Below are 15,809 nucleotides of genomic sequence, written 5' to 3'. Positions count from 1 at the left end.
TCGCAGGCAAGCCAACTCCCACATTTTGAAATGCATTCCAAATGTGGGAGCTGGCTCGCCTGCGATAGCGGTCTAAAGGCTTAGGAATACCTCAGCGCATGCGCCGGCTCAATCTTCGCCGCCCGATACGCCGGATACAGCGTCGCCAAAAAGCTCAACACAAACCCCGCCGTGCAAATCAGCAGCACATCCCCACCTTGCAGCTCCGAAGGCAAGTTGCTGACAAAGTACACATCCGAACTGAAGATATGCTGCCCGGTCACCCGCTCGACCCAGCCCACCAGCTCACTCACGTTCAGCGCCGCAATCACGCCCAGCACACCACCGATCAAGGTGCCGACGATACCGATCACCGTGCCCTGCACCATGAAGATCGCCATGATCTGCCGTGGCGTGGCGCCGATGGTGCGCAGGATCGCAATGTCCGCGCCTTTGTCGTTCACCACCATGATCAAGGTCGCAATGATGTTGAACGCCGCCACGGCGACGATCATCAGCAACAGCAGGCCGATCATGGTCTTTTCCATTTTCATTGCGCTGAACAGGCTGCCTTGGGTGTGCGTCCAGTCATCAGGCTTATAGCCCGCGCCCAGGCTGGCGGCGATATCCGCCGAGACTTTTGGCGCCGCATACAGGTCTTTCACCGCCAGGCGCACGCTCTGTACCTGGTTCGGCTGCCAATGTTGAATTTCCGCGGCGTCGGCCATGTGGATCAAGGCCATCGAACCATCCAGCTCGGCGCCGACCTTGAAGATGCCCACAACGTTCAAGCGCTGCATACGCGGGGTGATGCCACCCGGTGCGGTGCTGATTTCCGGCACGATCAGGGTCAGCTTGTCGCCCACATTCAAGCGAAAGCGCCGGGCGGTGATTTCGCCGACTACCACGCCGAACTCACCGGGCTTCAGGTCATCCAGTTTGCCGCGCACAATGTGCTGGGCCACGATCGACACCTTGCCTTCCTGGGCCGGGTCGACGCCGCTGATCTCGATCGGCTGCATCGCGCCCTTGTAGGAGAACATGCCGTCCATCTGCGTGAAGGGTACTGCAGCAGTCACTTCCGGATTCTTCATCGCGGCGGCGGCCACTGGCTGCCAATCGTCAATCGGGTTCACACCGACGATGGTGGCGTGAGGCACCATGCCGAGGATGCGCGAGCTCATTTCGCGCTGGAAGCCGTTCATCACCGACAGCACCACGATCATCGCCAATACGCCCAGGGCGAGGCCGATCATCGAGGTCATCGAGATAAACGAGACAAAACGGTTGCGGCGCTTGGCGCGGGTATAGCGCGTGCCGATGAAAATCGATAACGGTCTGAACATTCGTGGGCACCGTTGAAAAATGAAAAAGCCCAGCGCTTAAGGCGCCGGGCTTGAAACGGGTCAGATGGCGACCAGATGACCTTCCTGCAGGTGCAACACGCGGTCCATCTGCCGGGCCATGCTCATGTCATGGGTCACCACGAGGAACGCGGTGCGCATCTGGGTGCTCAGTTCCAGCATCAAATCCTTGATGCCTTGGGCAGTGTGGGAGTCGAGGTTGCCGGTGGGCTCGTCGAGCATCACCAGGCCCGGGTTGTTCACCAGGGCACGGGCAATCGCCACACGCTGGCGCTCGCCGCCGGACAGTTCGGCCGGTTTGTGCTCCAGGCGATGGCCGAGGCCGACGCGCTCCAGCAAGGCCTTGGCGCGCTGGCGGGCTTCCGGGATCGCGGTCTTGCCGATCAGCAGCGGCATGCACACGTTTTCCAGCGCAGTGAATTCCGGCAACAGGTGGTGGAACTGGTACACAAAACCGAGCGAACGGTTGCGCAGTTGCCCACGGGCCTTTTCACCGAGGGCCGACAACTCTTCGCCGGCCAGCCACACGCTGCCCTGGGACGGCGTATCGAGCCCGCCCAGCAGGTTCAACAAGGTACTTTTACCGGAACCCGAACTGCCGACGATCGCCACGCGCTCGCCGGGGTGCAGCTCAAGTTGCAGGTTGGACAACACGACTACCGATTCCGGGCCCTCCTCGTAGGATTTGCCCAGGTTCCGGCAGCTCAGGATTGCTTTTTCACTCATGCCCGATTCACTCATAACGTAAGGCCTGTGCTGGCTGGGTACGTGCCGCGCGCCAGGCTGGATACAGGGTGGCAAGGAAACTCAGGACCAACGCAGCGCCGCCCACCATCAACACGTCCTGGGTCTGCACCTGGGACGGCAAGTAGTCGATGAAGTAGACGTCAGCGTTGAGAAACTTGTGGCCGAGCACGTTTTCCAGTGCGGCAATGGCAGCGCTCACATTCAACGCAGCCAGAATCCCGACGGCGGTGCCGATCAAGGTGCCGACCACGCCAATCACCGTGCCTTGCACCATGAAGATCGCCATGATCTGCCCCGGCGTGGCGCCAAGCGTGCGCAGGATGGCGATATCGCCCTTCTTGTCATTCACCACCATCACCAGCGTGGAGATGATATTGAAGGCCGCCACGGCGACGATCAGCAGCAACAGCAGGCCGATCATGGCTTTTTCCATGCGGATGGCCTGGTACAGGTTGCCGTGGGTACGGGTCCAGTCGCGGGCGTAGTATTGGCTCTCACCCAAATGCTGGGCGATTTCCCAGGCACCGCGCGGCGCGTCGAACAGGTCGTTGAACTTCAGGCGCAAGCCCTGCACCTGGTCCGGCTGCCAGCGATGCAGGCGAGCCAGGTCGGTGAGGTTGGTCAGGCCGAGGTAGCCGTCGATCTCGCCGGCACCCACGTGGAAGGTGCCCACCACGGTAAAGCGCTTCATGCGCGGAAACATGCCGGCCGGGGTCACGGTGACTTCCGGCGCGACGAAGGTCAGCTTGTCGCCGAGGCCCACGCCGAGCTTGGCCGCTGCCTTGTCGCCGATCACGATGCCAAAGCTGCCCGGCGCCAAGTCATCGAGTTTGCCCTGCAGCATGAACTTGTCGATGATCGAGACGTTGCGTTCCTGGGTCGGATCGATGGCATTGAGCAGGATCTTCTGCACCTTGCCGTCGTTGGTCAGCAACCCCTGCATCTGGGTAAACGGCGCAACGGCCAGTACCTTGGGGTTCTGCTTGACCTTGTCGGCCAGGCTTTGCCAGTCACTGATGGGCGCATCGCCCTCAATGGTCGCGTGGGGCACCATGCCCAGCACGCGGGTGCGCATCTCATGATCGAAGCCGTTCATCACCGAAAGCACCACGATCATCACGACCACGCCCAAGGCGAGCCCGATCATCGAGGTTAGGGAAATGAACGACACAAAATGATTGCGACGCTTTGCACGGGTATAACGCGTGCCGATAAATACGAAGAGAGGTCTGAACATGTCGGGGCTTGTTCGGAGGAAAAGAAGACGTCCCGGTGGCGGGGTCTGGTAAGCAGCTTTACACTCAGACCATTACCGTTACCTGGGGTTCGCCATGTCGACATTAGATGAAGAAGAGCGCCGCGAATACTACCGTATCGACGACATGATCGCACTCCAAATCAAAAGCCTGTCTGCCCCCGAAGCGGCGAGCAAGGAAGTGTTGCTGGATGATTCGCCGCTGTTCAACCTGCTCAGCGAGTTGCACCTGAGTGAATTCGAAGCCCAGCACCTGTTGCGTCAGCTCAGCGAGAAGGATCGCACCCTCGCCGCCTTCCTCCGCGTGCAGAACAAACGCGTGGACCTGCTCAGCCAGATCATGGCGCGCGGCCTGCTGGATGAGGTCGGCGCACCGCAACCGGTGATCATTTCCGAAGGCGGTATCGACTTCCAACACCCCACTCCCCTGGCGACTGACGCACACCTCGCGGTCAAACTGGTGCTGATGCCCCAGGCGCTCGGCTTGCTGCTGCGCGCGCGGGTCACCCATTGCGATCCCAAAGGCGATGGCTTTGACGTCGGCACGGAATTCGAATCCATGACCGATGCCCAACGCCAACTGCTGGCGCGCTACATCCTGCAGAAACAGGCCCAGGAACGGCGCCTGGCGCGGGAACAAAGCGACGACATCTGAATTTGTATTCACTACGCCAGTCATCCTGGCGCGAAGGAGCAACTGTGACCCTGATCTACGGCCATCGCGGTGCCAAAGGCGAAGCACCGGAAAACACCCTGACCAGCTTTCAGGAGTGCCTCAAGCACGGCGTACGCCGTTGCGAACTGGACTTGCACCTGTCCATGGACGGCGAGTTGATGGTCATCCACGACCCGACCCTCAAACGCACCGCCGACCGGCGTGGCAAGGTCGTCGAGTATTCGGCGGCGGACCTGGTGAAGATGGATGCGCGCAAAGGCGGCCCGGGCTGGATTCAGCCGTGCCCGATCCCGCGCCTGGAGGAGCTGTTCGAAAAGTGCGACTTCGATCACTGGCAACTGGAAGTCAAAAGCGCCTCACGCACCCGCGCCACCACCACGGTACTGGCGATCCGCGAGATGGCCGTGCGCTTTGGCCTGATGGACAAAGTCACCGTCACTTCAAGTTCACGGGAAGTGTTGAAAGCAGCGGTTGACCTCACCCCCGACCTGTCACGCGGCCTGGTGGCCGAGTACGCGTGGCTCGACCCGCTGAAGGTCGCGCAAAACTACGGCTGTGAGTATCTGGCGTTGAACTGGACGTTGTGCACCCCTGAGCGTCTGGAAAAAGCCCAGCGCCAGGGTTTGCACGTGTCCGTGTGGACAGTCAACGAACCTGCGCTAATGCGCAGGCTCGCCGACTTCGGCGTAGATAGCCTGATTACAGACTTTCCCGGTTTGGCCACTGCCACCCTCGGGAATTACTGAAATCGGTCTCCCCGGCCGGCTCAGGCCACCGGCCGGAGCCGCTCAAAAAAGCCGGTTGAGCCCGTCGTAAGCAGCTACCCGATAGGCTTCGGCCATGGTCGGGTAGTTGAACGTGGTGTTGACGAAATACTTGAGGGTATTGAGTTCACCCGGCTGGTTCATGATCGCCTGGCCGATGTGCACGATCTCCGACGCCTGGTAGCCGAAGCAATGCACGCCGAGCACTTCCAGGGTTTCACGGTGGAACAGGATCTTCAGCATGCCTTGCGGCTCACCGGCGATCTGCGCACGCGCCATGCTCTTGAAGAACGCCTTGCCCACTTCATAAGGCACCTTGGCCTTGGTCAGTTCGTGCTCGTTCTTGCCGATCGAGCTGATCTCGGGAATCGTGTAGATCCCGGTCGGCACGTCATTCACGTAGCGCCAGCTGCCATTGTCGACGATGCTGCCCGCCGCCGAACGGCCCTGGTCATGCGCCGCACTGGCCAGGCTCGGCCAGCCGATCACGTCACCGGCGCCGTAGATATTGGTCACGCAGGTGCGGTAGTTCTCGTCCACTTCGATCTGGCCACGGCTGTTAACCTTGACCCCGATGTTTTCCATGCCGAGCTTGTCGGTGTTGCCGGTACGGCCGTTGCACCACAGCAAAGCGTCAGCCTTGATCTTTTTGCCGGATTTGAGGTGCAGGATCACACCGTTATCCAGGCCTTCGACCCGCTCATACTCTTCGTTATGGCGCACGGTGATGTTGTTGTTGCTGAAGTGGTAGCTCAACGCCTGGGAAATTTCCGAGTCGAGGAAGCTCAGCAACTGGTCGCGGTTGTCGACCAGTTCCACCAGCACACCCAGGCCGCTGAAGATCGAGGCGTATTCACAGCCGATCACGCCGGCGCCGTAGATGATCAGTTTGCGCGGGGTGTGACCCAGGCTCAGGATGGTGTCGCTATCGTAGATACGCGGGTGGTGGAAATCGATATCCGCCGGACGATACGGGCGTGAACCGGTGGCGATGATGATGTGCTTGGCCACCAGTTTCTCGACCACGCCGTTGGGGCAGACCACTTCGACGGTTTGCTCGTCGGCGAAGCTGCCGGTGCCGAAGAACAGGTCGACACGGTTACGGGCGTAGTAGCCCGTACGCGAAGCAACCTGCTTGGAGATGACTTTCTCGGCGCTTTTCAGCACGTCCGGAAACGAGAACCAACGCGGCTCACCAATGGCCCGGAACATCGGGTTGGTGTTGAACTGCATGATCTGGCGCACCGAGTGACGCAAGGCCTTGGACGGGATGGTGCCCAGGTGGGTGCAGTTACCGCCGACCTGGCGACGGCTATCGACCATCGCCACCTTGCGCCCTGCCTTCGCGGCGTTCATCGCCGCACCTTCTCCAGCTGGGCCGGAACCCAGTACCACCACGTCGTAGTTGTAGACAGCCATGCGTACTCCTCAGAACAGGCCAGGCGTACGGTTGGACGCCGGGCTAAATCATGCCGCGGCCAGCGGTCATGAAGGACAATTTGGCTCAAGTGTGTGAACCGGGGCACAGTCTATATAAGGCGTAACGCCGCGCACATTAACCCTTGGTCGCGTCGTAGGCCAGTAATGCCTTTACTACACAGCGCAGATTATCCCTGAACCCTGCCGCTGCCGCTGCCGGAAAATGAATTACCCTGTAGCCACGCATCTTTTCGGGACGGGCCATTATGCGGCATATAGTTTTCTGTTTATTACTGATGCTGTCGATCACAGCACACGCCAATGAGGCGGATCGGCTAAAGCAGGCCAACTTCCCGACACAGTCACAGGAACTGACCCTGAAAAACCAGGCTGTGCTCACCTACCTCTGGGCGGACGTGTACGCGGCCGCGCTGTATACCCCTTCGGACGTGAGCGCCAAACAGGCCTGGGAGCAGAAAAAGGCGCTGCGCCTGACCCTGTATTACTTTCGCGACATCGACCGTAATGATGTGATCAAGGCGGCCAATACGACCCTGGAACGCCAGCAAGCCAGCGCGAGCTTGAAGCCCGAGCTGGAAAAACTGCATGCCCGCTTTCGTAACATTCAAGCCGGTGATCGATATGCCCTGGATTATCGACCAGGGCGTGGCTTGAACCTCGAGATCAATGGGCAAGTGGTGTTCAACAGTCGCGATGACGCGCTGGCGAGGGCCTACCTCGGGATCTGGTTGGCGCCCGAGGGGTTGTCCGAGGAGTTGCGCAGCAAATTGCTGAATTGAGGGAGGAGTGCGTAGCAGCTGTCGAGCCCCGGCGAGGCTGCGTTGGCGGCCTGTCTGACACACCGCTGACGCAGCCTCGCCGGGGCTCGACAGCTGCTACGTACTGGGCTCGCTCACGAGATGTAGATACCTATGCTGCGATGAGACCCTTGCAGACAACACAAAACCCAGCCACAAAAAAGCCCCGAACCAGTCGGGGCTCTTTCACTGACCGCTAATGCTTAGCGCGGAAACGCAGGCGGGTTGACCCCAGCCATGTCTTCCATCACGCGAACCACCTGGCAGCTGTAACCGAACTCGTTGTCGTACCAGACGTACAGTACAACGCGGTTGTCCTGGGTAATGGTCGCCTCAGCATCCACCACACCGGCGTGGCGCGAGCCAACGAAGTCAGTGGAGACCACTTCCTGCGAGTTGACGTAGTCGATTTGCTTATGCAGATCGGAGTGCAGCGCCATGTAGCGCAGGTACTCGTTCATCTCTTCACGGGTAGCGGCCTTCTCAAGGTTCAGGTTGAGAATCGCCATCGACACGTTAGGCGTCGGCACGCGGATCGCGTTACCGGTCAGCTTGCCGGCCAGCTCAGGCAGGGCCTTGGCAGCAGCAGTGGCAGCACCGGTCTCGGTGATCACCATGTTCAACGCGGCGCTACGCCCACGGCGATCGCCCTTGTGGAAGTTGTCGATCAGGTTCTGGTCGTTGGTGTACGAGTGAACCGTCTCAACGTGGCCATTGACGATACCGAACTTGTCATTCACCGCCTTCAGCACCGGCACGATGGCGTTGGTGGTGCAGGAAGCGGCGGACACGATCTTGTCGTCAGCCGTGATTTCAGCGTGGTTGATGCCGTGAACGATGTTCTTCAGCTTGCCCTTGCCAGGCGCAGTCAGGACAACGCGGTCGATACCTGGGCAGGCCAGGTGCTGGCCCAGGCCTTCGGCGTCACGCCATACGCCGGTGTTGTCCACCAGCAGGGCGTCCTTGATGCCGTACTGGGTGTAATCCACCTCGGACGGGTTTTTCGCGTAGATCACCTGGATCAGGTTACCGTTGGCGGTGATCGTGTTGTTTTCTTCGTCGATGGTGATGGTGCCGTTGAACGAACCGTGTACCGAGTCGCGGCGCAGCAGGCTGGCGCGTTTGGTCAGGTCGTTCTCGGCGCCTTTGCGCACCACGATGGCACGCAGGCGCAGGCCGTCGCCACCACCGGTTTTTTCGATCAGGATGCGCGCCAGCAGGCGGCCGATACGACCGAAGCCGTACAGCACAACGTCGGTGCCTTTGCGGGCGGCGGCGTTCTGCTGGCCAACCACATCGGCCATTTCTTCACGCACGAACTGCTCGGCGGTACGGCCAGCGCCTTCTTTGCGGAATTTATAGGCCAGCTTGCCCAGGTCTACCGAAGCCGCGCCGAGCTTGAGCTCGCTCATGGCCTTGAGCAGTGGGAATGTTTCGTGGACGGAGAGTTCGCTGTCGTCGGCGGAACGGTGACGCGCAAAGCGGTGGGCTTTGAGAATCGCGATGACAGACTGGTTGATCAGGCTGCGGCCATAGATCGAGCTCACCACATTGTTATTGCGGTACAGCTGACCGATTAGCGGGATCATCGCTTCTGCGAGTGCTTCACGGTCGATCCATTCACCAAGACACTGGTCGGGCTTCTGAGTCACGGTAACCTTCCACATGTAGGGGCTGAAAAAAGGGGCTACATTATGCCGCCCGACTGTCCTCGGAGCAATGCGCGTCCTACAACAAAAAAGCCTTGCGCAAAAAAGCCACCCCGCTGGAGCCCAGTAAATACGCGGGTTCCAGAAGGCCGACCGATGGGCAACAACGCCGACTTGTCCGTAACACTCCAAAACAATCGCGCATTTCGGCACTACATATTGAGTCAAAACACGCCATTGTTTGTCTTAGCCACTACATTTCCTACAAACCGTAATAGGCTCAGTCAGAAACTGACAGGCGGCACCTCTGGCCGTTACAATTACCGACTTTGTCGCAACGCTTGGAGCTCAACCTTCCGTGCCCGTTCTGCGTCTACCGCTTCTCCCTGCCGCGGCAGGTAAACAGCACTGGGGCAACCTGCCCGGTGCCGCCCTGAGCCTGGCCATCGCCGAAGCTGCCAGCGCAGCCAAGCGCTTTACCCTGCTGCTCACCGCCGACAGCCAAAGTGCCGAACGGTTGGAGCAGGAGCTGAGCTTCTTCGCCCCCGATTTGCCGGTGCTGCATTTTCCCGATTGGGAAACCCTGCCCTACGACCTGTTCTCGCCGCATCAGGACATCATCTCGCAGCGCATCGCCAGCCTGTACCGCTTGCCGGAACTGGCCCACGGTGTGCTGGTGGTGCCGATCACCACGGCACTGCATCGCCTGGCACCGACCAAGTTCCTGCTGGGCAGCAGCCTGGTCCTGGATATCGGCCAGAAGCTCGATGTGGAACAGATGCGCACGCGCCTGGAGGCCAGCGGCTACCGCTGCGTCGACACGGTGTACGAGCACGGTGAGTTTGCGGTGCGCGGTGCGCTGATCGACCTGTTCCCGATGGGCAGCAAACTGCCCTATCGCATCGACCTGTTCGATGACGAAATCGAGACCCTGCGCACCTTCGATCCGGAAAACCAGCGTTCCATCGACAAAGTCGAGTCGATCAAGCTGCTGCCGGCGCGGGAATTTCCATTACAGAAAGATGCGGTCACGCGCTTCAAGGCGCGCTTCCGCGAGCGCTTCGACGTCGACTTCCGTCGTTGCCCGATCTTTCAGGACTTGAGCAGCGGGATTACACCCGCGGGTATCGAGTACTACCTGCCGCTGTTCTTCGACGAAACGTCTACCTTGTTCGACTACCTGCCACAGGACACCCAAGTGTTCTCGCTGCCGGGTATCGAGCAAGCAGCGGAAAACTTCTGGAACGACGTGCGTAACCGCTATGAAGAGCGCCGCGTTGATCCGTCCCGGCCTTTATTGCCGCCCGCCGAGCTGTTCCTGCCGGTGGAAGACTGCTTTGCCCGTCTTAAAAACTGGCCCCGCGTGGTCGCCAGCCAACAGGATGTGGACGCCGGCAGCGGCCGCGAGCGCTTCCCGGCGGGGACGCTGCCGGATCTGGCGATCCAGGCCAAAGCCACACAACCGCTGGAAGCGCTGTCCAACTTCCTGGGCGACTTCCCAGGCCGCGTGCTGTTTACCGCAGAGTCCGCCGGGCGTCGGGAAGTCCTGCTGGAGCTGTTGGAACGCCTGAAGCTGCGACCGAAAACCGTCGACAGCTGGCCGGACTTTTTAAAAAGCAAAGAACGCCTGGCGATCACCATCGCACCGCTGGACGAAGGCCTGTTGCTGGACGACCCGGCCCTGGCGCTGATCGCCGAGAGCCCGCTGTTCGGCCAGCGCGTGATGCAACGTCGACGCCGCGAAAAACGCGCCGACGCCAACAACGACGCGGTGATCAAAAACCTCACCGAGTTGCGCGAAGGCGCGCCGGTGGTGCATATCGACCACGGCGTCGGCCGCTACCTCGGCCTGCAAACCCTGGAAATCGACAACCAGGCTGCCGAATTCCTCACCATGGAATACGCCGAGGGCGCCAAGCTCTACGTGCCGGTGGCCAGCCTGCATTTGATCGCCCGTTACACCGGCAGCGACGACGCCCTGGCGCCGTTGCATCGCCTGGGTTCCGAGACCTGGCAGAAAGCCAAGCGCAAGGCCGCCGAGCAAGTGCGCGACGTCGCCGCCGAACTGCTCGACATCTATGCCCGCCGTGCTGCGCGCGAAGGTTACGCGTTCGCCGACCCGAAAGCCGACTACGCCACCTTCAGCGCCGGCTTTGCTTTCGAAGAAACCCCGGACCAGCAAACCACCATCGAAGCCGTGCGCGCCGACATGCTCGCGCCCAAGCCGATGGACCGCCTGGTGTGTGGCGACGTGGGCTTCGGCAAGACCGAAGTGGCGATGCGCGCCGCCTTCATCGCCGTGCACGGCGGCCGCCAGGTGGCGATCCTGGTACCGACCACCCTGCTCGCCCAGCAGCACTACAACAGCTTCCGCGACCGCTTTGCCGACTGGCCGGTGACCGTGGAAGTGATGAGCCGCTTCAAGTCGGCCAAGGAAGTGAATGCCGCCATCGCTGACCTGGCGGAAGGCAAGATCGACATCGTGATCGGCACCCACAAGCTGTTGTCGGACGATGTGAAGATCAAGAACCTCGGCCTGGTGATCATCGACGAAGAACACCGTTTTGGGGTACGTCAGAAGGAACAACTCAAGGCCCTGCGCAGCGAAGTCGACATCCTCACCCTCACCGCCACGCCGATTCCGCGCACGCTGAACATGGCGGTGTCGGGCATGCGCGACCTGTCGATCATCGCCACGCCACCGGCGCGGCGCTTGTCGGTACGCACCTTTGTGATGGAGCAGAACAAAAGCACGGTCAAGGAAGCACTGCTACGGGAATTGCTGCGCGGCGGGCAGGTTTACTACTTGCACAACGATGTGAAGACCATCGAGAAATGCGCTGCCGACCTCGCCGAATTGGTACCGGAAGCGCGCATCGCCATCGGCCACGGGCAGATGCGCGAACGCGAACTCGAACAGGTGATGAGCGACTTCTACCACAAGCGCTTCAACGTGCTGATCGCCTCGACCATCATCGAGACCGGTATCGACGTGCCGAGCGCTAACACCATCATCATCGAGCGCGCCGACAAATTCGGCCTGGCGCAGTTGCACCAACTGCGCGGCCGGGTGGGTCGCAGTCACCACCAGGCGTATGCCTATTTGCTCACGCCGCCGCGCCAGCAGATCACTTCCGACGCGGAAAAGCGCCTGGAAGCCATCGCCAACACTCAGGACCTGGGCGCCGGTTTTGTACTGGCCACCAACGACCTGGAAATCCGTGGCGCCGGCGAACTGCTGGGCGACGGCCAGAGCGGGCAGATCCAGGCGGTGGGCTTCACCCTGTATATGGAGATGCTTGAGCGCGCGGTGAAAGCCATCCGCAAGGGCGAGCAACCGAACCTCGATCAACCGCTGGGCGGCGGTCCGGAAATCAACCTGCGCTTGCCGGCGTTGATTCCCGAAGACTATCTGCCGGACGTGCATGCGCGGTTGATCCTGTACAAACGCATCGCCTCGGCCACCGACGAAGAAGGCCTCAAGGACCTGCAGGTGGAGATGATCGACCGCTTCGGCCTGCTGCCGGAACCGACCAAGAACCTGGTGCGCCTGACCTTGCTCAAATTGCAGGCCGAGCAGTTGGGCATCAAGAAAGTCGACGCCGGGCCGCAAGGCGGGCGCATCGAATTTGAAGCGCAGACGCCGGTTGACCCGTTGGTGCTGATCAAGTTGATTCAGGGCCAGCCCAACCGCTACAAGTTCGAAGGGGCTACGCTGTTCAAGTTCATGGTGCCGATGGAACGCGCTGAAGAACGCTTTAATACACTGGAGGCGTTGTTCGAGCGCCTCATCCCGAAATCTGCTTGAAGGACGCCCCAATGCGCTTGTTCCGCATTTTGAGCTTGTTGTTGGTGGTAGTGGCACCTGCGGCATTCGCCGACAGCCCGTACCAGGTGGAAATGATCCTGGTGCGCCAGAACGCGGAGCCGGTGCTCAACAGCCGCGCCGCGCCGGAAAACTGGGATGCCGGCGCAGCGCGCCTGGGCGATAAACTGAGCCCGCCGCGGCTGTCCAACATTGTCGATAAGCTGCGCGCTGACTCCACCTACACGGTGCTGTTACACAAGGCGTGGGAACAGAACCTGGGCGAGCAGCCGGTCAAAGTCGCCATTTCCGACGGCCAGGAGCAGTTCGGTCAGTTTCCTATCGAAGGCGTATTGAGCCTGCAACTGGGCCGGTTTACCGATATCGATGCGAACTTCTGGATCAACCAGTTCGACAGCAACGGCAGCGTGATCGCCAGCGAACACTTGAGCCAGACCGACGTGCGCACCAAGAACAACCAACTCAACTACCTGGATGGCGGCCATCTGGCGCTGCTGATCAAGATCACCTCGCTGACCGCCAAACCACCTAGCGCACCACCGCCTGACATCCAGGACTGATCCAGCGCCATGCCCCTGACGTCGTCGCTGACTAAACCCCTGGCCCCTTCGTGGGCCAATCGCTTCAAAGAGCAGAGCCTGGAGCGCGGGCGACGTTATGCCCTGGAGAACCGGGTGCGCATCGTCGAGTCCGGCGACAGCACCATCGTCGCCAGTTGCGAAGGCTCGGGCGGCAACGTTTATCGGCAGACCATCTCGCTGCGCGAATCGGCCAAAGGCACGCTGATCCTGGTGGACAGCCGCTGTACCTGCCCGGTGCACACCAACTGCAAACACATCGCGGCGGTGCTGCTCAAGGTTCAGGAAACCCTGGCCTACCCGGCTGCGGCCCAGGATGCCGAGTTGCTGGAAAAGCTCCAATCCGTACTGGATAACCGCGTGGCGTTGCCGCAGGTGGTGATGGAGGACGTGCTGCCCGTGCCGCGCTTGTGGCTGGCCAGTGTCGAGTTCAGTGCATTTGAACCGCGCAACGGCAAGATGCAGCGCTACATCCAGCACCGCGCGGCGTTGTCGTTCAACTACTTGGGTAACTATGTCAGCGGGCAAAAAAACGCCGACATCATCGTGCGCCAGGACACCCAGAGCCTGCGCATCAAGCGACACCCAGAACTTGAGCAACCCTATCGCGAGCAACTTCGCTTGCTCGGTTTCAAGATCGCCACGCGTCAGAGCAAAGCCCTGCCGGAAAGCGCCGGTGACCTATTCGAACTGGTCAATGACAGCGCCTGGCTGAACTTCACCCTCAATGCCTCGCCGACCTTGCGGGCCGAGGGTTGGGAGCTGCAGATCGAAGAAGATTTCGGTTTCGACCTGAGCGCCGTCGATGATTGGTACGCCACCGTCGATGAAGGGCCGGAACGTGACTGGTTCGACCTGGAGCTGGGGATTATCGTCAATGGCGAACGGCTGAGCCTGCTGCCGATCCTGCTGAACCTGATGCGCTCACACACCGAGATCCTGAATCCGGAAAAACTCGCGCGACGCCGCGATGATGAGCTGATCCTGGTGAACATTCCCGGCTTGCCCAATGGCCATGGTCCGCTGCAAGTGGCCCTGCCTTACGGCCGGCTTAAACCCGTGCTGGCCACCCTCGGCGAGTTCTACCTGCAGGAAGCCGGCAGCACCACGCTGCGCCTGGCCAAGGCCGATGCGATTCGCCTGAACCCGCTGGAAGACCTGCCGCTGCAATGGGAAGGTGGCGAAAAGATCCGCAACTTCGCCCAACGCCTGCGGGACATCAAGGATTTCACCTGCGTGGCGCCCGAAGGGTTGAACGCGACCTTGCGGCCTTATCAATTGGAAGGCTTGAGCTGGATGCAGTCGCTGCGTCAGCTCGATGTCGGCGGCATACTTGCGGATGACATGGGCCTGGGCAAAACCCTGCAGACGCTGGCGCATATTCTCACCGAGAAAGCCGCCGGGCGCCTGGACCGGCCGTGCATGGTGGTGATGCCCACCAGCCTGATTCCCAACTGGCTTGATGAAGCGGCGCACTTCACGCCTCAGCTCAAGGTGCTGGCGTTGTATGGCGCAACGCGCAAGAAACACTTCGCCAACCTGCAGGACTATGACCTGCTGCTGACCACCTACGCCCTGCTGCCCAAGGACATCGACCAGCTCGCGGCCTTGCCCTTGCATGTGCTGATCCTCGATGAAGCGCAGTACATCAAGAACCCTAATAGCAAAGCCGCCCAGGCGGCGCGTGAGCTGAATGCGCGGCAGCGCTTGTGCCTGAGTGGTACACCGCTGGAAAACCACCTGGGTGAACTGTGGTCGCTGTTCCACTTCCTGTTGCCGGGCTGGCTGGGCGATGTAAAAAGTTTCAACCGCGATTACCGCGTGCCCATCGAAAAGCGCGCCAGCGAAGTGCGATTGCAGCACCTCAACGGTCGGATCAAACCCTTCCTGCTGCGCCGCACCAAGGAACAGGTGGCCACGGAGTTGCCACCCAAGACCGAGATCATCCACTGGGTCGACCTCAACGAGGCGCAGCGCGATGTGTACGAAACCATGCGCCTGGCCATGGACAAGAAGGTGCGCGACGAGATTACCCGCAAGGGCGTGGCGCGCAGCCAGATCATCATTCTTGAAGCGCTGCTGAAGTTACGTCAGGTGTGCTGCGATTTGCGCTTGGTCAACGACGCCGCCCTGCCCGCACGGGGCAGCAGCTCGGGCAAGCTCGATAGCTTGATGGACATGCTCGAAGAACTGTTTGCCGAAGGGCGGCGAATTTTGCTGTTCTCCCAGTTCACCTCGATGCTGAGCCTGATCGAAGTGGAGCTTAAAAAGCGTGGCGTGGCCTACGCGCTATTGACCGGCCAGACCCGCGATCGGCGTACGCCGGTAAAGGACTTCCAGAGTGGCAAGCTGCAGATTTTTCTGATCAGCCTGAAGGCCGGCGGTGTAGGCCTGAATCTGACCGAAGCCGACACGGTGATCCACTACGACCCTTGGTGGAACCCGGCTACGGAGAATCAGGCGACTGACCGGGCGTACCGGATCGGGCAGGAGAAGCCGGTGTTCGTCTACAAGATGATTGCGCGGGGTACGGTGGAGGAAAAAATCCAGCACCTGCAGAAGGAAAAGTCAGACTTGGCGGCGGGTGTGCTGGATGGGCGCACGACCGGGGATTGGCAGTTGGGCAATGAGGATATTGAAGCGTTGTTTGCGCCGTTGCCGCATAAGCAAGAGAAGCGTTGACGGTTAGACCGCTATCGCAGGCAAGCCAGCTCCCACCTTGGAACGCATTCCC

At 60.6% G+C, this 15,809-nt stretch carries 11 protein-coding genes; 6 read left to right on the top strand and 5 right to left on the bottom strand.

The window, feature by feature from the left end; translation table 11 throughout:
• Window positions 1-80: 80 nt before the first annotated feature.
• The 3 genes from HU722_RS08860 to HU722_RS08850 are packed head-to-tail and all read right to left on the bottom strand — an operon-like array spanning window position 81 to window position 3,327.
• Complete coding sequence (locus HU722_RS08860) at window positions 81-1,325, bottom strand: lipoprotein-releasing ABC transporter permease subunit (protein WP_065874848.1); 1,245 nt, start codon at window positions 1,323-1,325, stop codon at window positions 81-83.
• A gap of 60 nt (window positions 1,326-1,385) precedes the next feature.
• Window positions 1,386-2,069: a lipoprotein-releasing ABC transporter ATP-binding protein LolD gene (lolD, locus tag HU722_RS08855; protein WP_017477213.1), complete on the bottom strand. Its 684-nt coding sequence runs from the start codon at window positions 2,067-2,069 to the stop codon at window positions 1,386-1,388.
• 7 nt (window positions 2,070-2,076) lie between these two features.
• Complete coding sequence (locus HU722_RS08850; protein ID WP_065882187.1) at window positions 2,077-3,327, bottom strand: lipoprotein-releasing ABC transporter permease subunit; 1,251 nt, start codon at window positions 3,325-3,327, stop codon at window positions 2,077-2,079.
• Between the two features lie 94 nt (window positions 3,328-3,421).
• Between HU722_RS08850 and HU722_RS08845 the strand changes: the two genes are divergently transcribed.
• A complete protein-coding gene (locus tag HU722_RS08845; protein ID WP_065882186.1) occupies window positions 3,422-4,000 on the top strand; it encodes a PilZ domain-containing protein in 579 nt (192 codons plus the stop codon).
• A 44-nt stretch (window positions 4,001-4,044) separates the two neighbouring features.
• Complete coding sequence (locus tag HU722_RS08840; RefSeq protein WP_065882185.1) at window positions 4,045-4,767, top strand: glycerophosphodiester phosphodiesterase; 723 nt, start codon at window positions 4,045-4,047, stop codon at window positions 4,765-4,767.
• A gap of 42 nt (window positions 4,768-4,809) precedes the next feature.
• Here HU722_RS08840 and sthA read toward each other — a convergent pair whose 3' ends face one another.
• On the bottom strand, window positions 4,810-6,204 hold the full coding sequence (gene sthA / locus HU722_RS08835; protein ID WP_049709420.1) for a Si-specific NAD(P)(+) transhydrogenase: 1,395 nt from the start codon (window positions 6,202-6,204) through the stop codon (window positions 4,810-4,812).
• A gap of 266 nt (window positions 6,205-6,470) precedes the next feature.
• On the opposite strand from sthA, the gene HU722_RS08830 reads away from it, so the two are divergent.
• Window positions 6,471-7,004 (top strand): chalcone isomerase family protein, encoded by a 534-nt coding sequence (locus tag HU722_RS08830; RefSeq protein WP_065874845.1) that lies wholly within the window; start codon window positions 6,471-6,473, stop codon window positions 7,002-7,004.
• Window positions 7,005-7,225: 221 nt separating this feature from the next.
• Here the strand turns inward: HU722_RS08830 and HU722_RS08825 are convergent, their stop codons facing one another.
• Complete coding sequence (locus HU722_RS08825; RefSeq protein ID WP_065874844.1) at window positions 7,226-8,689, bottom strand: glyceraldehyde-3-phosphate dehydrogenase; 1,464 nt, start codon at window positions 8,687-8,689, stop codon at window positions 7,226-7,228.
• A 340-nt stretch (window positions 8,690-9,029) separates the two neighbouring features.
• Between HU722_RS08825 and mfd the strand changes: the two genes are divergently transcribed.
• From mfd to HU722_RS08810, 3 genes are read left to right on the top strand one after another with little or no spacing between them, the layout of a single operon-like run.
• Window positions 9,030-12,479: a transcription-repair coupling factor gene (gene mfd, locus HU722_RS08820; RefSeq protein WP_065874843.1), complete on the top strand. Its 3,450-nt coding sequence runs from the start codon at window positions 9,030-9,032 to the stop codon at window positions 12,477-12,479.
• 11 nt (window positions 12,480-12,490) lie between these two features.
• Window positions 12,491-13,057, top strand: a complete 567-nt coding sequence (locus HU722_RS08815; RefSeq protein WP_065874842.1) for a CsiV family protein — start codon at window positions 12,491-12,493, stop codon at window positions 13,055-13,057.
• A gap of 9 nt (window positions 13,058-13,066) precedes the next feature.
• Window positions 13,067-15,757 (top strand): DEAD/DEAH box helicase, encoded by a 2,691-nt coding sequence (locus tag HU722_RS08810; protein ID WP_065910447.1) that lies wholly within the window; start codon window positions 13,067-13,069, stop codon window positions 15,755-15,757.
• Window positions 15,758-15,809 lie beyond the last annotated feature (52 nt).

The organism is Pseudomonas tritici (genome assembly GCF_014268275.3).
In the GTDB taxonomy this organism is placed as follows: Bacteria; Pseudomonadota; Gammaproteobacteria; order Pseudomonadales; family Pseudomonadaceae; genus Aquipseudomonas; species Aquipseudomonas tritici.
Note: the sequence above shows the minus strand (reverse complement) of the source record. Positions and strands in the feature narration are given on the sequence as shown.